This window comes from Streptomyces sp. CB02056 (assembly GCF_001905545.1).
Lineage (GTDB): Bacteria > Actinomycetota > Actinomycetes > Streptomycetales > Streptomycetaceae > Kitasatospora.
In genome coordinates, this window is record NZ_LIPD01000007.1 from 45,646 (window position 1) to 62,896 (window position 17,251).

A 17,251-nucleotide genomic window follows, 5' to 3' on the forward strand; every position below is an offset into this window, starting at 1 on the left:
CGTCCCACCAGCGGCCCAGCGCCGCACCTTCGAGGCCCGACACCTCGGACCGTTCAACCGAAAACCCTGGAGGCACCCGCATGACACGCGCATTCGACGTCGTCGAGACCGGTATCGCCGACCTGCGCGCGGCGTTGGAGAAGGGCGAGACCACCGCGGTCGGCCTGCTCGACGCCTATCTCGCCCGGATCGACGCCTACGACCGGCCCGGCACCGCCACCGCGCTCAACGCGATGGTCGTGACGAACCCCCGCGCCCGCGCCGAGGCCGAGGCCTCCGACGCCCGCCGCGCCCGCGGCGAGACCCTCGGCCCCCTCGACGGCATCCCCTACACCGCCAAGGACAGCTACCTCGCCGAGGGCCTCACCGCCGCCGCCGGCTCACCGGCCTTCGAGCACCTCGTGGCCCAGCGCGACGCCTTCGCCATCGAGCGCCTGCGCGCCGGCGGGGCCGTGCTCATCGGCCTGACCAACATGCCGCCGATGGCCAACGGCGGCATGCAGCGCGGCGTGTACGGCCGCGCGGAGAGCCCGTACAGCGCCGACTGGCTGACCAGCGCCTACGGCTCCGGCTCCTCCAACGGCTCCGGCACCGCCACGGCCGCCTCGTTCGGCGCCTTCGGCCTCGGTGAGGAGACCTGGTCCTCGGGCCGGGCCCCCGCCTCCAACAACGCGCTGTGCGCCTACACGCCCAGCCGCGGCGTGATCTCGGTACGCGGCAACTGGCCGCTCGTCCCGACCATGGACGTCGTCGTCCCCCACACCCGCACCATGGCCGACCTGCTCGAACTGCTCGACGTCATCGTCGCCGACGACCCGGACACCCGCGGCGACCTGTGGCGCGCCCAGCCCTGGATCCCGCTGCCCGCGCCGTCCCAGGTCCGTCCGGCCTCCTACCCCGCGCTGGCCCCCGCGGACGCGGCAGCGGCGCGCGCGACGCTCGCCGGGCGGCGCGTCGGCGTCCCCCGGATGTACATCAACGCCGACCCCGACGCCGGCACCAACCCCGACGGCGGCATCGGCGGCCAGACCGGGCAGCCGATCGACACCCGCGCCTCGGTGATCGCCCTGTGGCAGGCCGCCCGCCGCGACCTGGAGGCCGCCGGCGCCGAGGTCGTCGAGGTCGACTTCCCCGTGGTGACCAACTACGAGTCGGACCGCCCCGGCGCGCCGTCGCTCCTCACCCGAGGCCTGGTCAGCCGCGACTTCCTCACCCACGAGATCCTCGACCTCTCCGCCTGGGCCTGGGACGACTTCCTGCGCGCCAACGGGGACCCCTCGCTGGCGACCCTCGCCGACGTCGACGGCGCGCTCATCTGGCCCAAGCACCCCGGCGAACTGCCGGACCGCTACGCCGGCTTCGACGACGGGATCGCCGACTACCCGCGGCTGGTGCGCGACAACCCCTACGCGTCGATCACCGAGATGCCGCACCTCGAGGAAGGCCTGCGCGGCCTGGAGGAGACCCGCCGGATCGACCTGGAGACGTGGATGGACGAACTCGGCCTGCACGCCGTGGTCTTCCCCACCGTCGCCGACGTCGGCCCCGCGGACATGGACGTGAACGAGGCCTCCGCCGACCTCGGCTGGCGCAACGGCGTCTGGGTCGCCAACGGCAACCTCGCCCCCCGCCACCTCGGCATCCCGACGGTCACCGTGCCCATGGGCACCATGGCGGACACCGGCATGCCCGTCGGGCTGACCTTCGCGGGCCGCTCCTACGACGACAACAGCCTGCTCCGACTCGCCGCCGCCTTCGAGTCGACCGGGCACCGCCGCACGGAGCCGCCGCGCACCCCGCGCCTTCCGGTCGTCTGACAACCTGACGAACCGTCAAGACAGCGAGGAATTAGCGGGTTTACACCTTCCCGACCATGATTCCACAGACCGGAGAGGCCGCTTCCACCAGAAGGTGGAGGCGGCCTCTCCGGCCCTTCCGCCCCATCGGCGGGTCAGCTCGAAGCCTTGAGCCAACCGGCCGAGGCACTCGACCGGGCGCACCGCACGGGTCATCCCCTGCGCCCGGCGCCACCTGGAAGGGCCGTTCACGGCGCCGGGGTGAGCACAGGTTCATGTCCTCGCAGCGGCGCCGGGGGCAACCCCGATCGGAACACCGCCGCGCGGGGCAGCGGGCACTACCAGGCGATGAGGATGTAGCCGTCGCCGCCGCCGGCCGCGTCGGACGGGTTCCGGGCTCCGGCCCCGCCGGCGCCGGGGACGTCGTCCTCACCGGGCGGGTTCTCGCCACCGTGGCCGCCCGAGCCGCCGGCGCCGCCGTCGGTGCCGTCGCTGCCGGTACCGCCCCGCCCGGCACCGGGCGGCAGGGTGGCGCCGGGCGGCAGGGCAACCGTCGGGATACCGCCCGCACCGCCGGCGGTGCCACCCTGACCGCCGCGGGATCCATTGCCGCCGCCGCCCGGGCGGCCGCCGGGGGGAAGCGCGTTGGCGCCGTGTCCGCCGGGGGCGGCGTCGCCGCTGGCCGCGCCGACCCGGCCGGAGCCCCCGGAACCGCCCGGGGCCACGCTCACCGAGACCGTGTTCCTGCCACAGGTCTTCGGGGACGCCCTGAACGCGGCGCCGCTCCCACCCCGGCCGCCCGGACCACCCGCAGCTCCGGTCCCGCCGCCTCCGCCCGCGCCACCGAGCGAGCCGGTGGACGCCTCCCCGCCCCGGCCGCCCCGCCCCGCGCCGGCCGGCTCACCGGGGAACCCGCTGTGGCCGCCGCCGAAGAGGAGTTCGACGGAGCGGTCGCTCGCGCGGACGTAGGTGTAGCTTCCGTCCGGGCTGAAGAGGCTGGCCCCACTGCCCGGGGTGCCCGCGGCACCGGGCTTGGCGGGCCGCGCGGTGGCACCCTCCCGGCCCCCGGCACCGCCGGTACCGCCCTGGGAGTTGTTCCTCCTCGGCGGGCCGCCCTTGCCGACCGTGGCGGAGAGGACCGTTCCGGGAGTGACCGACACGGCGCAGGTCACGAACACCCCCGCGCCACCACCTCCTCCTCCCCCGCCCCCTCCGCCACCTGCTCCGCCACCCCCACCGCCGCCCGTGGCGTGGCCCAGGATGGTCCAGTTCCCGCCCCCACCACCGCCGCCCCCACCGCCGCCTCCGCCCCCGGCGGCTCCGCCCCCGCCGGAGCCGAGCGCGTAGAGGGTCACGGTGCTGACGCCCTCCGGCACGGTGAACGAGTACTTGCCGGCCTGGGAGTACGCCTGTTGGCCGTGGGGCTGATCGACCACCGCCCGGAGCCCGGCTCTGCCGACCTCGGCCTGAGCGGGGGCAGCGGTCACACCCAGGACGCAGCACAGTGCGGCGGGCACGCACAGCAGGGCCCGCCGGCGAGCGCGCCCGGAAGCGGGCCCACCACCCGAGGCCGACACCGGCGATGACACAAGGAACCCGCCGGGGCGGGAACCGAGGGGACCATGGAGTCTCATGGCTGCATCGTGTGCCAACTCCCATGGCACCGCTGTGCTTTCGATGCGAACTACCTCGTTCGGGTGGGTCGTTCCAATGGGTCGGCCAACGGGCGGAGCTCCCCACCCGCCAGCCGTGACACGGTGACGGTCGTGCTGCCTTTACCGCTGGAATGCAGGACCGGTCGACCCCAAAGGCCCCGCCGGCGTGGCGGCGGGAGCGGAGGCATGGCATATAGGACGCATGCGGACTTTTTGTAGTCGCGCGACTTCCCTGAGTCAGGGGATCGGTGTCGCCGCGGCCGCCAAGGCCGAACTGCACCGCAGTCCTGAACCGGGCAACAGCACCACTCCGCCTCTGGAACCACCGCGCCAGAGCCGGCCTCCCACCGCAGGTCTTCCACCCGCGGAACACCTCGGGAGGGCGTGACCGGCGGTCACCGTACCCCGATCATCCCGACAACCGGTCGGCCGGAAGGGCAAGTTGGCCCTCCGAGTCTCGCCGAGGCCGGACGCGGCCGGATCGCACAACCGAACTCAGCAGAAGGAGCAAGATCCGATGATGAGAAGCCTCATGGCCACGAGCACGGCCGGCGGTCTGCTGGCCGCACTGTGCGCGGCGGGCGCAGGTACCGCGCACGCGACGTCACTGGTCGACAACCTCACCTGCGAGGCGAAGGACGCCGCGCTGACATTCGCGAAGGGGGTGACCGACACCCCCGCCGCCAACAGCTACACGCTCACCGGCAACCTCATCAACTGCGAAAGCATGTCCGGGGCCTATCCGAACGTCGACCACGGCACCGTCGTCGCGGTGGGCTCCGGAACGCTCTCCTGTGGCGCCACTGATTCCTTCAACGGCAACGCGACCTTCACCTGGTACGACGCCTCCAACAGGAGCGTCGGCACCACCACAGTCTCCTTCCAGGGCGGCGGGAAGGGCACCTCGGCCTCCGGCGACATCTCCAACCACGAGACCGGTATCACCAACGCGACCAGCACCGTCGCACCCCTCAACAACTACGACAGCAGCTTCGCGCCGACCGGTTTCACCGGCTCGTGCACCGACCCCGGCGGGGTGACAGCCCTCACCGGGGACAACTTCTTCGACTTCAGTCTCATCCAGGTCTGAGCCCCGCCCGACGGGGCCGCCGCCGCACGCACGGGCCTGGCCCCCGCCGCAAAGGTGGCGTTCCGGATCAGGCAGTGCGCCCCCCACGTAGCCGCGAGGACGTCTCCCTCAGCCTCGCCTGACTCCGCCCCGCAGCGGCCTCCCGGACGGTCTGCGGGGCGGAGTCAGGCAGCACATGTGCTACCAGGTGATCAGGATGTAGCCGGGGCCACCCGCGCCACCCTGCCGACCGGTGCCGCCGCCGCTGCCGGAACCGCCCGGCTGCGAGCCGGGGTTGGGGCTCGGGGCGCCGCCGTTCCCTCCCTGGCCTCCCGTGCCGCCGGCGCTGCCGTTGCCGCCGCTTCCTCCGACACCGGTGCCGGCGGGCGGGGCGACGGAGGCCGCCGGGGCCGCGGCGCCGGTGGAACCGGTTCCGCCGGCACCGCCCGAACCGCCGCGCTCGCCCGAACCGGGGCTGCCCTCCACACCCTGGCCGCCGGTGATGCCGTCGTCGCCCGCAGCACCGGACTGGCCGGCGGTCCCGGGATTACCGGGCAGTTGCGTCAGCGTCCCCGAACAGCGCGTGATGGGGGAGGCGGACGCCGACCCGCCGCCCGCACCCCCTCGTCCGGTGGTGCCGGACACACCTCCGGCACCACCCGCGCCCCCCGACGCGCCGATCTTGCCGTTCTCCCCGCCCTGTCCCGCACCGCCGCCGGAGCCGGAGCCCCCGGCGCTCCCGTTGCCGCCGGGCTTCGCGAAGACCCGCGTGCTGAGCCCCGCGATGCCGGTGATCGGTCCGGTGGTGTCGGCGCTTCCTCCGCCGCCGCCCGCGCCGGCGGTGCCGGCCCGGCCGCTGGTCGCGATGGTGCCGGCCGCGCCTCCAAGGCCGCCCGCACCTCCACCGCCGCCCCCGGACGGCCTGCCGGGCCCGGCCACGTAGACCTCGAACCTGTCTCCCGCCGTGACGGCGGTCGTGCACTCCGTGTAACCGCCGCTGCCGCCACTGCCACCCGCGCCCCCGCCACTGCCGCCCGCACCGCCGCCCCCGCCCCCACCGCCGACCGGGTTCGCGGTCAGGGGCGGGTAGCTTCCGCCACCACCACCGCCACCGCCTCCCCCACCCCCGCCACCGCCCGCCCCGGTGCCGCCACGGCCCCAGACGCGCACGGTCATCCGGGTCACCCCAGCCGGGACCACGAAGAGGTAGACGCCCGGTGTGAAAGCCTTCTGACCGCTCTGCAGCACCGTTCGGGAGACGTCCCGCGAGGCGTCGGCCGCCCCCGCGGGGAACGGCGCGGTGAACGCATTCGCCGTGGCCGCCAGGACCACGAAGGCCGCGCGCGCGGCGGGGAGCCGCCGCGGCCCTCCCCGGCCCAGGGAAGTGAACGGTGTCCTCACAGGTCTTCTCCCTTTCCGTCGGGGCGGCTCCAGCCGGGCGGCCGAACACGACCAGCGCCGCCCGCGCCCCGTCCCACCCGCCACCGGGCCGACCAGCCCCGACGATCACGCCGACCAGCCCTGCCACGCGAGAACGAACACCCGGCCTCGGGAGGGGAACTACCCGCTCCACACCGTCACGACGGGCCCCGCGCAACCGCACGCCCCACCCACGCCTCCAGCGCCGGACAGCACTCCGGCGGACTCGCCCTCGGCTACGGAACCACCGGCCCACCACCGCGACGCCCCGCCCGGTGACCGCGACGCCGACATCGTCGGCCTCATCACCGTCTGGACAGCGGCGCTCCACCGGTTCGGCACCGGCCTCGCAGACGGGGCCGGGCCACGTCGCTCACGCACTCACTCGACCGCCCCCAGGTCCCGCGACGGCTCCGGACGAGGCCCTCTCGGTGCCGTCCGCCGCCGTAGGCGCGGTGTCCACCAGTTGAGTTCGCCGAGCAGGCGCATGGTGGCGGGGACCAGCAGCATGCGCACCACGGTGGCGTCGACGGCCACGGCCACCACGACACCGATGGCGATCTCCTTCACGGTCAGGACGGGGCTGGTCGCGAAGGCGGCGGCGACCAGCACGATCAGAGCGGCGGCGGCCGAGATCAGCCCGCCGGTGCGCCCGAGACCGGTCACCACGGCGCTCGCGTTGTCCATGCCGCCCCGGTGGAGCTCGCGGATCTGCGCGATCAGGAAGAGCTCGTAGTCGACGGAGAGCGCGAAGACGAACATCAGCATGATGGCGGACTCCAACGCTCCGACGTACCCGGCGGGTTGAAGGCCCAGCAGCCGGGCGCCGTGCCCGTCCTGGACGGTCCAGGTGACGGCCGCGAAGGCGATGCCGAGGGACATCGTCGTGGTGACGACGGCCTTGAGCGGGACCAGCAGCGACCGGAAGGCCAGGAAGAGCAGGCCGAACGTGACCACCAGCAGGTACCCGACCAGCGCCGGGAGCCTGGCCTTCAGGGTGTCCAGGACGTCGACGTTGACGGCGGCCGGTCCGCCGACCAGGACGCGGTCGCCGTCAGGCGGGTCGAGCGCCCGCACCGCGCGCACCAGTTCCTCGGCGACGGGGGCGTCCGGGGCGGCGGGGGCGGTGACGCTCATCAGCGCGCTGTGCGCGGTGGTGGCGCGAAGTCGGACGTCCTGGGCGTTCGGCAGCTCGGTGAGCCGCTGCTGCCAGCGGGCCAGTGCGTCCCTGCCCGGTTCGCCGCCGATGTCGTCCCGCAGAAGGGCAACGACCTGGAGCTGGTCGAGCCCGGCCGCCGGGAAGTCCTCGTGCAGCAGTTCCTGCGCTCTGCGGCTGGCCGCCCCGGCGGGCAGGGTCCGCAGGTCGCTCGCCGCGAGGTGCAGCCCGACGACCGGGACGCTCAGCACGGCGATCACCGCGACGGCGGCGGTGAGCCAGGCCCAGGGGTGGGTGACGGCGCTCCGGCCCAGCCGGTACCAGAATCCCGTCTCCTCGCCCTCGGCCCAGGCGCGGCCGAGACCGGCCCGCCCGAAGCCCGGCAGCCGGACGCACCCGGCCTCGACACGCGGGCCGAGCACGGCCAGCACGGCGGGCAGCATGGTGAGGCTGGCGGCGCCGGCCAGCGCGACGGTGACGGCGGCGCCGATGCCGAGGGAGCGGGTGATGGGGAACGGAAGCAGGGTCAGGCCCAGGACGGCGAGCGAGATGGCCGTCGCGGAGTAGAGCACGGTGTGCCCGGCGGTGGCCATGGTGGCGGCGACGGCCCGGTGCGGGTCGCCCCGGTGGCGCAGCTCGCGCCGGAAGCGGACGACGACGAACAGGGCGTAGTCGACCGACAGCCCGAGGGCGATCATGACGACGACGTTGCGGGTGATGTAGCTGACCGGCACCAGCGGGGAGAGGAGGCGCAGCACCGCGAAGGACATCGCGAGGCTCGTGCCGGCCACGGCCAGCGGCAGCAGGGCTGCGGTGAGGCTGCCGAAGAACAGCAGCAGCAGGAGGAACAGCAGGGGGAAGACGTAGAGTTCGGCGCGGGTGAGGTCGTCGTCGACGGTGCGGTCCAGGTCGACCTGGAGCGGCACCTCCCCGGCGTAGGCGACGGTGAACCCGTCGACGTGCAGCAGCTGGCGCAGCCGCTCGTAGGAGGCGTCCTTGGCCTGGTCGCCGGTGCCGGCCAGCCCGACGACCACGCAGGCCGCGTGCCCGTCGGCGGAGAGGAGTTCCCGCTTGCCGGTGTTCCAGTAGTGCTGGGCGCCTGCCATCACGGTCCTGGGGACGTCGCCGAGCGCGGTGCGCACGGCTTCGCCGAACTCCAGGTCGTGCACGGTGAGGGTCTCGCTGCGGAAGATCACGACCATGCTGGTGCCGCCCGCGTTGTAGTGGTGTTCGACGGCTTCGAGCGCCCGGCCGGATTCGGCCCCGGGGTTGGTGAAGCCGCCGTGGGACAGCCGCGCGGGCAGCCCCGCCCCGACGGCCGCGGCGACGGCCAGCAGCAGGGCGGTGGTCCACAGCACCGCCCAGCGGTGGCGGGCGACGAGTGCGCCGAGCCGGGCCCCGGCGCCGTCCGGCGGCGCCTGGGCGCCCCGGGCCGTGCTCGCCCGGAGGTCAGCTTCGGCGCAGGGCGAGGACGACATTGTGGCCTCCGAAGCCGAAGGAGTTGCTGAGCGCCGCGTCGATGCGTTGTCGGCGAGCGGTCCCGGTGACGCAGTCGATGTCGAACTCGGCGAGGTCGGGGGTGAGGTTGGCGATCGGCGGTACCAGCCCGTGCTCGATGGTCAGCACGGTGAGCGCCGCCTCGATCGCGCCGGCCGCGCCGAGGCTGTGGCCGAGCACGCCCTTGGGGGCGGTGACGCTGGGCCGGTGCGGCAGGGCGCGGGAGATCAGGCCGGCTTCGGCGGCGTCGTTGAGCGGGGTGGAGGTGCCGTGGGCGTTGACGTGGTCGACGTCGCCGGCGCCCAGGTCCGCGGTGCGCAGCGCGGTGCGCAGCGCCTGCTCGGCGCCGGCTGCGCCCTGGGGCGGCGCGGTCGGGTGGTGGGCGTCGTTGCTGGCGCCGTGTCCGGCGAGCACGGCGCGCGCCCGGGCGCCGCGCGCCTTCGCGTCCGCGGCGCGCTCCAGGACGAGGACGGCGGCGCCCTCGGCCAGGACGAAGCCGTCCCGGTCGGCGGCGAACGGCCGGGAGGCGCCCGGTACGTCGTGTCCGCGTGCCGACAGGGTGCCCATCCGGTGGAATCCGGTCGCCACCAGCGGGCTGAGGGCGGCTTCGGTGCCACCGGCCAGGACGATGTCACAGGACCCGGCGACCAGCAGGTCGTGGGAGACGGCCAGCGCCGTGGCGCCGGAGGCGCAGGCGGTGGCGCAGGCGAGGGTCGGGCCGCGCGCGCCGAACTCCTGGGCCACCTCGCCGACGGCCATGTTGCCGATGACCATCGGGACCAGTGTCGGCGAGACGTGGGCCGGCCCGCGCTGTTGGAATCGGCGCAGCTGGTCCTCCCAGTGCGGCGCGCCGCCGAAGCCCACCCCGAGGACGACGGCGACCCGGGCACCGTCCCACCCGCCGGTGTCCAGCCGCGCGTTCCGGACGGCCTCCCGGGCCGCGAGCAGCGCGAGCTTTCCGAACCGTCCGATCCGCCATGCCTTCTTGCGCCCGACCGCCGTGTCCAGGTCCGTGGCGGGGATGCGGCAGGAGAACGCCACCGGGGCGGCGTCGAGGTCAGGGTCCGGTGACGCGGTGGGGGTTCCGGCGCAGACCCGCCGCCAGGTCTCCTCGGTGCCGACCCCGGCCGGGGTGACGAGCCCCAGGCCGGTGACGGCGATCTCGGGGCGGTTCACGCGACGGGTTCGGTCGCGTCGCCGAGGCGGGCCTGGACGATCCGGGCGATGTCGGTGAGCGTGCTCTGCCGGTCGGCGTCCTCCTGGCTGATCAGGATGCCGAACTCGTCCTGGAGGACGAAGGCGAACTCGGCCAGCGCGAGCGAGTCGACCTCCATCTCCTCGAACGTGGCGTCGGGGCTGATGGCGTCCGCGGATACGCCGAACCGTTCGACGAGCAGGGTCTGGGCGGTGTCGCAGACGGCGTCCACGGAGAGCGTCGTGTCCATGGTGGTTCCTTTCCGGAGTGCGAGGGGGCGGGCTCAGCTGCCGGTGGTGCGGTGGTGGCGGGTCAGTTCGGCGATGCCCTGGTCGAAGGTGGTGGGCGGTTCGAAGCCGAGGTCGCGCCGGGCCGCCGTGAGGTCGAACCAGTGCGGCCGGGTGAGCTGGTGGAGCAGGAACCGGCTCAGGCCGTGGCCGGTGTGGCGGCGGACCGTCGCCGTCGTGGCGTCGGCCAGGACGGCGGCGGCCAGCGCCACGGGGTAGGGCACCGGGTGCCAGCTCGTGTGGCGTCCGGCCGCGGCGAGCAGCCCGGTCACCACCTCGCGCAGCGGCCGCGGTTCGCCCTGGGCGACGAAGTAGGCCCGCCCGGCCGCCGGGTGGCCCGGTCGCAGCCGGTCCAGCGCGAGCAGGTGGGCGTGGGCGGCGGTGGCGAGGTGGCAGGTGTCGACGAGGTTGCCGCCGCGGCCCGGCATCAGCAGCCGTCCGGTTTCGGTCGCCCGCAGGAGGGCGGGCAGGAAGTGGGGGTCACCGGGCCCCCAGATCAGGTGGGGCCGCAGCACGGTGGTGGCCAGGTCCGGGCCGTTGGCGGCGAGGACGGCCGCCTCGGCCTCGGCCTTGGTGCGGGGGTAGGCGGCCAGATGGCGCCGGGGCCGGGGCAGCGACTCGTCCCCTGCCGTGATGCCGTCAGGGGTGAAGACCGCGCTCGCGGTGGAGGTATAGACCAGCTGAGGGACGCCGAGGGCGCGACAGGCGCTCAGGACGTTCCGGGTGCCCTCGACGTTGGCCGCGCGGTACGGCCGCTCGGGCCCCCGGACTCCGGCCAGGGCCGCGTTGTGGATCACCGCCTCGCACCCGGCGAGGGCCCGCCGGACCGCACCCCGGTCGGCGATGTCGCCCAGGTGCTGACGGACCCCGAGCCGCTCCAGCTCAGGACTCCAGCGGCGGTGCAGCGAGACCGCGATGTCGCCACGCCCGGCGAGGCGCCGGCACAGCTCCAGACCGAGGAAGCCACTGCCCCCGGTGACCAGGACCCTCATCGCCCGCCTCCCAGCACGCCGCCCGGGCCTCGTCGGCGCAGCTGTCGGCGGGCCCAGCGGGCCAGGCGGTCGCGGTCGACGCGCGAGTTGTGCCTCGGGTCGGTGGGCAGCCGGCGGTGGACCAGCACGGTGGCGATCCGGTGCCCGCCCGGCACCGCCGACAGGGCCTGCCGAAGACTCTGGCGGACAGCCGTCCCGGAGTTGGCCGCCGATGGCGCCAACTCGACGCAGAGCACCGGCCGTTGGCGGCCGACGGGCCCGAGGCCGATCAGCGCGGTGCGGCCGATGCCGGGCACCGCGTCGGTGATCCGCTCGACCACGGCGGTGTCGAGCACGAACCCGGTGCCGTGCACCCGGTGTGCGGAGCGCCCGAGGAACCACAGCCGGCCGCTCTCGTCCAGCCAGCCGAGATCGCCGGTGCGGTGCAGCAGGTCCTCACCGGTGCCGACCTTGGCGGCGGTGTTCGCTTCCGGGCGGGCGTGGTAGGCCCGGCTGACCTGCGGGCCGCCGACCGTGATCTCTCCGTACCTCCCTCGCGCCATCGGCCGGTCGGAGGCCGACCGGCCGGCCGGCGCCAGGACGTGGGCCGCCATGCCGGGCACCGGGCGGCCCAGGCAGACCCCGCGGTGGGTGTGCAGCGGATCGGCGTGCGCGGCGGCCAGCTCGGCACTGTCGATCACGCTGACCGGCAGGCACTCGGTGGCGCCGTACGCGCTGAGCAGCGTCGCCTCCTCCGGCAGCGCCCGGCGCAGCGCACGCACCAGCCGGTCGGGCGGCGGGGCGCCGAAGGAGCAGATCCGCCGTACCGGGGCGAGCGGCAGGCGGCCGCCCTCGCACCCCTCGGTCAGTGCCCGCAGCACCGCGGGGGAGGCGCACACCACCGAGGTGCGGTGGTCGGCGACGGCGCGGACCAGGTCCGCGCCACGGGTGCGCGCGGGCCTGAGGTGGTCGACGGCCGGGACGACGGTGGTGGCGCCGGTGGCGGGCCCGAACAGGGCGAAGGGCAGGAACCCGGCGAGCAGCACCTCATCGGGGCCCAGTTCCAGCAGCCCGGCGACGGAGCGGACCTGAGCGGCGAGCTGCCGGTGCTCGTACTCGACGCCCTTGGGCGGACCGGTCGAGCCGGAGGTGAAGGCGATCAGCGCGAGCGAGGCCGCGGGCGGCGGGCTCGGCCACGGCGGACCCGGCCGGGCCGGGTCCGGCCGCGGGCCGCGCCGCGCACGTCCCGTGACCAGCGTGGTGGTGACGTGCCGACGGGCCCAGCCGAACAGCAGCCGGGCCAGGTGGGCGAGCGGGTCGCCGATGAACACCTCGGGCCTGGTCTCCTCCAGGCAGGCCCGCAGGGCCGGCCGGGGCAGCGCCGGGTCGATCAGCACCGGTACCGCACCAAGGGCGAGCAGCCCGTACACGGTGGTCACCAGGTCGTACGGGTCACGGGCCATCACCACGGCCTTCTGCCCGGCTCCGACCCCCGCCTCGCGCAGTTCCCGGGCACGCGTGCGGCAGGCGGCCTCCAGGGTGGCGAAGTCGACGGTGTGCCAACGCCCGCGCTGAGCGGGCCAGACGAGCGCGGTACGGTCCGGTTGCAGGTCGGCCCAGCCGGCCAGGCGGGCGGCGAGCGTCTCCGGCCGGGCCCCGTCCGCCCGGACGGCCCCGGAGTCCACGGTCACCACCGCAGCGCCATGACGCCGACACTGGTGCCGCTGGCCAGGCCGACGATCCCCACCAGATCGCCCTCGCGCAGCCGGCCCTGCTCCTGCGCGAGGACCAGCTGCAGCGGGATGGTGGCGGTGGCGACGTTGCCGTGGTGGGCGAAGGTGGGGATCACGGCCTCTTCGGGGATACCGGTGGTCGAGCAGAGGATGCGGGTCATGGCCGCCGAGGGCTGGTGGACACAGAACAGCGCGCAGTCGGCCACGGCACCGATCAGCTCGCCCGCGGCCTTGACGGTCTGTTCCCGCAGCCCCGCGAAGGAGGCCGTCAACGCGGCGTCGTCGACCTCCAACTCGTGCATCCGGCCGGTGGCGTACGGGCTGCGCAGTACCGCGCTCGGCCACGCGGCGGGGTTGGCGAAGAACCGGCTGCCGAGGATGCCGGGCCGTTCGCTCGCCTCCACCAGCACGGCCGCCCCCATGTCGCCCAGCGTGAGGCTGGCCATCGCCGACGCGAGCCGGCCACGGTCCGGGACGCGCCAGCGGGTGAGCCGGCTGGGCGCCTCCCCGGTGACCACCAGCACCCGCCGGTAGGAGCCGAGCCTGATCAGCGCATCGGCGCTCTCCAGCGCGCTGAGCACGCCGTTGCAGGCATTCATCAGGTCGAAGACCGGTGCGGTGACACCGAGTTTGGCGGCCACCACGTTCGCGGTCGCCGGCTCGTCGAGGTCCTTGGTGATCCCGGTGTAGACGAGCAGGTCGATCGCCTCGGGCGGGAGGCCGGCGTCCTCCAGGACGGCGGCGCCCGCCCGGGCCGCCAGGTCCGAGGGCAGGTCCCCCGGCGCCGCCACGCACCGCTCGCGCAGCCCGAACATGTGCTCCAGCAGCCCCGTCGGCAGCGCGGCCCCGGGGCTCTGCCGGCACAGCTCCTCCTCGATCTCGCGGGAGCTCTGGCGGGCCTCGGGGACATGGACCCGCACGAGACCGATCCTGCTGTGGGGCGAGGGCATGGGTACCTCTCTGTGATAGGTCGTCACCGCGCGGACAGGAAGCGCCGAAGCGGCCCGACCAGGGCCTCGCCGACGTCCTCCAGGACGAAGTGGCCCGCGTCGGCGAAGGCGTGGACCTCGGCGTGCGGGAATCTGCGGCGCCACTCCCCCAGGACGAGCGGCGTGAACACCGGGTCGCGCAGGCCCCAGCCGATGAACACCGGCAGCCCGGCGTGGTCGGCGCTGTCCCCACCGGGATCGACCAGGGACCAGGCGGGGTCCTCGCCGCTGCGCGGGATCTGCCGCAGGAAGTCCCGTACCGCCCGCCGCCGCCCCGCGCCGCGGTACGGCCACAGGTAGGCGGAACGGACCTCGGCGGGCAGCGGCCGGACCACCCCGGCCCGCAGCGCCGCCCGCGGGAAGGCGTTCAGCAGGTGCGCCGCCTCACCGAGCGGCCCGATGTCGCGCAGCAGGGCCAGCGAGCGCGGCAGCCGGTAGCCCTCGGGCCAGCGGAAGCCCACGCTGTTCAGCACGACCAGCCGGGTCACCAGCCCGGGATGCCGTCTCGCCCAGGCCAGACCGATCGGCCCTCCCCAGTCGTGCACCGCCAGGGTCCAACCCTCCGACGGTGCCCCGCACCGCTCGATCAGGTGGGCCGCCAGCACGTCGAGGTGCTCCAGCCGTTCCACGAAGGGAATAGGGGCGGCGCCGGCGCTCCGCCGGGAGAGGCCCATGCCCAGCTGGTCCGGCACGACGCAACGGAAGTCCTCGGCCAGCGCGGTGACAAGGCGCCGCCACAGATATCCCCACGTCGGGTTCCCGTGCAGCATGAGCACGACGTCGCCGGACCCCTGGTCGACGTAGTGCAATCCGGATTCCTCCTCGCGCCGCCAGTGCTCCGTACCCGGAAAGCCGGGCAGACGAGGTCGACTGGGCAGCATGGGGGTCTCCCCTGGTCCGTCGGCGGCCCGGCGGGCCGGCGCTGAAAGGTCTGCCGCAGAACGTAGCCCGACGCCGGCGGAAGACCCGGCAGGCGCACGCCGCTATCCCCCGACTGCCGGACAGTAAAGATCGTCAGCGATCTTTAGCGGCAAAAGTCAACCCATTCATGACTCTTCCCACACGCTGCGACAGTCGGATCAATATCGCACCGTAAAGGCGAATCCGGTCCCGCCTGGATCGCGCAGTTCCACGCCAGTGGTGATCCTGGCACCAGCAGTTCGTATACACAATCAAAAGGAGGACATTATGGGCTTTCAGCCCACCGCCGCGGACACCCCGTCCGGTCCACACGCCGGAAACTCCTCGACCCGGCGCTGGCGCCTCGCCACCGTCCCGCTCGCCCTGGCCGCCACGGTCGCCGGTGCCGGCCTGCTCATCCAGGAGACCGCCCCCACTCCGGCCGCCGCCAGCGGCTCCACCGGCCACCGCGACACGCTCCTGACCAAGCTCAGCTGCTCCGGGCAGGCGGTCGTCACCACCAGCGCGCCGATCACGGACGCCCCCACGAGCGTGTCCATCACCGCGGTCGGCACCTACGACGACTGTTTCGCCGAGAACGGCGGGCCCGCGAACGTCCTGTCGGCGACGTTCACCTTCGCCGGCTCCGGCACGATCTCGTGTTCCTCCCCCAGCTCGTTCAGCGGCACCGAGACCATCACCTGGTACAGCGGACTGAACCAGACCGGCAGCGTCGTCGGAACCTCCACCGTGACCACCAACGGCGCACAGCCCGTCGAAGGCGACCCCGCGCACGAGGAGATCCTCGACTCGACCGACAGCACGGTGTCCCTCGGCAGCACCGTCCTGCCGGGGGCCGGCGTCGTCGCCACCTTCGAGCCCACCAGCGACATCAGCAACTGCTCCAACGGCCTGAGCAGCATGACCGTGAAACACGACGCCGCGTTCTCCGCCCTCCTCTGACCCCTCCTCTCCCAGCCGCCCGATCTCACAGAACAGGAACACCATGCCTTCGCACTCCTGGGACTCCGACCCCGTCCCGACGCGGGAAACGACGCCCCCCAAGCCCCGCCGGTGGCACCTGGCCGTCGTCCCGCTCGCCCTGGCCGCCGTGGCCGCCACCTCGGCCGTGCTGCTCCAGCAGTCCGCCCCCGCCTCGGCCGCCGACACGCCGGTCGTGACCGACGGCGCCAATGAGGTCGCCAAACCCCGGGCCACCCCCCTGCTCAAGCTCATGTGCGGCGCGAACGGTACGATCCAGAGCACCCAGCCGGTCACGAACACCCCCACCTCGGTCGACATCTCCATGACCAACGGCGTCGTCGAGAGGTGTCTGACGCAGAACGGCGGACCCGAGCTGTCCGCCGGAACGGTCTCGCTCACCGGGGCGGCCACCCTCTCGTGCAGCCAGGTCGGCCAGCTCACCGGCACCATCGTCGTCAACTGGTCCGACGGAAGCGGCAACTCGGCCGGCGTCTCCACCATCAACGCCGACGGCATGCAGCGCGTCCAGGCCGACGCCTCGAAGAACGAGATCACCAACAACCTCAACGGCGTGGTCTCCCTCGACAGCACCGTCCTGCCCGGTGCCACCGTCACCGGCACCCTCTACCCGGGGGCCGACATCACGAAATGCAGCACCGGGACCCTCAGCAGCATCCCGAACAGTGACATCGTCCTGCGTTTCAACAGCCTCGTCTGAGACTCCCTCGGCACCGGGCCGGGGCGCGGCACCTGCCGTGCCCCGGCCCGGTGCCGTAGCGCCGGTGCCGACAGCATTCCGGGATCTTCCGTCACTGGGCGCTCGCCGCGGGTCGTACGACGATCTCGTTCACGTCGACGTACGGCGGCTGGGAGATCGCGTAGGCGACGGCGTCCGCGATCGCGGAGGCCGGCAGGGCCACGGCGCGGTAGGTCCGCATGGCCGCCCGGGCGGCCGGGTCCGCGATGCCGTCGGCGAGTTCGGACTCCGTGACGCCCGGCGAGACCAGCGTGACCCGGACGTCACCGGCGGACTCCTGACGCAGGCCCTCGGAGATCGCACGGACCGCGAACTTGGTGGCGCAGTACACGGCGGCGGTGGGAGAGACCTCGTGCGCGCCGACGGAGGCGATGTTCACGATGTGCCCGCCGCCCTGGGCGCGCAGCACGGGCAAGGCGGCGGAGATGCCGTGCAGGACGCCCCGCAGGTTCACGTCGATCATGCGGTCTCACTCCTCCGTCCTGAGCGCCTCCAGCGGCGACAGCGGCATCACCCCGGCGTTGTTGACCATCACGTCCACGCGGCCGTACCGCTCTTCGGCCGCGGCCACGAAGTCCCGCACGTCGGCGGCCCCGGTCACGTCCAGGCGCCGGGTCGCCGCCGTGCCGCCCGCGGCGGTGATCTCCGTGACGAGTCGCTCCAGGCGATCGGTGCGCCGCGCTCCCAGGAACAGGCGGTGGCCGTCGGCGGCGAGCCGGCGGGCGGTCGCCTCGCCGATCCCACTGCTGGCACCGGTGATCGCTACAACCTTGACTGTCCGGTCGTGCATGACTGCCCCTCATCTCTCGGTAGGGCACCGAGTCTGGGCGAGGTGTTCCAGGC

Annotated in this window: 13 protein-coding genes and 1 pseudogene; 4 read left to right on the plus strand and 10 right to left on the minus strand. The window is 74.1% G+C overall.

Translation table 11 applies throughout. The features are described 5' to 3' along the window. Positions 1-80 precede the first annotated feature (80 nt). Positions 81-1,817 carry an amidase gene (locus AMK13_RS19310; protein ID WP_074003365.1) on the plus strand — a complete coding sequence of 579 codons (1,737 nt, stop codon included), beginning with the start codon at positions 81-83 and terminating at the stop codon, positions 1,815-1,817. A 317-nt stretch (positions 1,818-2,134) separates the two neighbouring features. Here AMK13_RS19310 and AMK13_RS19315 read toward each other — a convergent pair whose 3' ends face one another. Beyond that, complete coding sequence (locus tag AMK13_RS19315; protein ID WP_198959419.1) at positions 2,135-3,232, minus strand: hypothetical protein; 1,098 nt, start codon at positions 3,230-3,232, stop codon at positions 2,135-2,137. Between the two features lie 751 nt (positions 3,233-3,983). Here AMK13_RS19315 and AMK13_RS19325 point away from each other — a divergent pair. Next, on the plus strand, positions 3,984-4,541 hold the full coding sequence (locus AMK13_RS19325; RefSeq protein ID WP_074003368.1) for a hypothetical protein: 558 nt from the start codon (positions 3,984-3,986) through the stop codon (positions 4,539-4,541). 180 nt (positions 4,542-4,721) lie between these two features. On the opposite strand, the gene AMK13_RS45975 is transcribed toward AMK13_RS19325, so the two are convergent. The 8 genes from AMK13_RS45975 to AMK13_RS19365 all read right to left on the minus strand — a co-directional run bounded on the left by AMK13_RS45975 (position 4,722) and on the right by AMK13_RS19365 (position 14,576). Next, on the minus strand, positions 4,722-5,696 hold the full coding sequence (locus tag AMK13_RS45975; RefSeq protein WP_274538692.1) for a hypothetical protein: 975 nt from the start codon (positions 5,694-5,696) through the stop codon (positions 4,722-4,724). 624 nt (positions 5,697-6,320) lie between these two features. Further along, positions 6,321-8,573 (minus strand): MMPL family transporter, encoded by a 2,253-nt coding sequence (locus tag AMK13_RS19335; protein ID WP_074003370.1) that lies wholly within the window; start codon positions 8,571-8,573, stop codon positions 6,321-6,323. After that, on the minus strand, positions 8,545-9,768 hold the full coding sequence (locus AMK13_RS19340; protein WP_074003371.1) for a beta-ketoacyl-[acyl-carrier-protein] synthase family protein: 1,224 nt from the start codon (positions 9,766-9,768) through the stop codon (positions 8,545-8,547). The genes AMK13_RS19335 and AMK13_RS19340 overlap by 29 nt, the downstream gene beginning before the upstream one ends. Next, the gene (locus AMK13_RS19345; protein ID WP_074003372.1) at positions 9,765-10,037 is read right to left on the minus strand and encodes an acyl carrier protein; all 273 of its coding nucleotides are present in this window, start codon (positions 10,035-10,037) and stop codon (positions 9,765-9,767) included. The genes AMK13_RS19340 and AMK13_RS19345 overlap by 4 nt, the downstream gene beginning before the upstream one ends. A gap of 33 nt (positions 10,038-10,070) precedes the next feature. Beyond that, a complete protein-coding gene (locus AMK13_RS19350) occupies positions 10,071-11,066 on the minus strand; it encodes an NAD-dependent epimerase/dehydratase family protein (protein WP_074003373.1) in 996 nt (331 codons plus the stop codon). Next, positions 11,063-12,736 carry an AMP-binding protein gene (locus AMK13_RS19355; RefSeq protein WP_241852952.1) on the minus strand — a complete coding sequence of 558 codons (1,674 nt, stop codon included), beginning with the start codon at positions 12,734-12,736 and terminating at the stop codon, positions 11,063-11,065. Before AMK13_RS19355 ends, AMK13_RS19350 begins: the two co-directional genes overlap by 4 nt. Next, positions 12,733-13,728 (minus strand): 3-oxoacyl-ACP synthase III family protein, encoded by a 996-nt coding sequence (locus tag AMK13_RS19360; RefSeq protein WP_074003374.1) that lies wholly within the window; start codon positions 13,726-13,728, stop codon positions 12,733-12,735. The genes AMK13_RS19355 and AMK13_RS19360 overlap by 4 nt, the downstream gene beginning before the upstream one ends. 23 nt (positions 13,729-13,751) lie before the next feature. Beyond that, positions 13,752-14,576: an alpha/beta fold hydrolase gene (locus AMK13_RS19365; protein ID WP_241852953.1), complete on the minus strand. Its 825-nt coding sequence runs from the start codon at positions 14,574-14,576 to the stop codon at positions 13,752-13,754. A gap of 379 nt (positions 14,577-14,955) precedes the next feature. On the opposite strand from AMK13_RS19365, the gene AMK13_RS19370 reads away from it, so the two are divergent. Both AMK13_RS19370 and AMK13_RS19375 read left to right on the plus strand, forming a co-directional pair. Further along, positions 14,956-15,630 carry a hypothetical protein gene (locus AMK13_RS19370; RefSeq protein WP_074003376.1) on the plus strand — a complete coding sequence of 225 codons (675 nt, stop codon included), beginning with the start codon at positions 14,956-14,958 and terminating at the stop codon, positions 15,628-15,630. Positions 15,631-15,673: 43 nt separating this feature from the next. Beyond that, on the plus strand, positions 15,674-16,369 hold the full coding sequence (locus AMK13_RS19375; protein ID WP_074003377.1) for a hypothetical protein: 696 nt from the start codon (positions 15,674-15,676) through the stop codon (positions 16,367-16,369). Positions 16,370-16,460: 91 nt separating this feature from the next. Here the strand turns inward: AMK13_RS19375 and AMK13_RS19380 are convergent. Beyond that, positions 16,461-17,198: pseudogene (locus tag AMK13_RS19380) on the minus strand (SDR family oxidoreductase). Between the last annotated feature and the right edge of the window lie 53 nt (positions 17,199-17,251).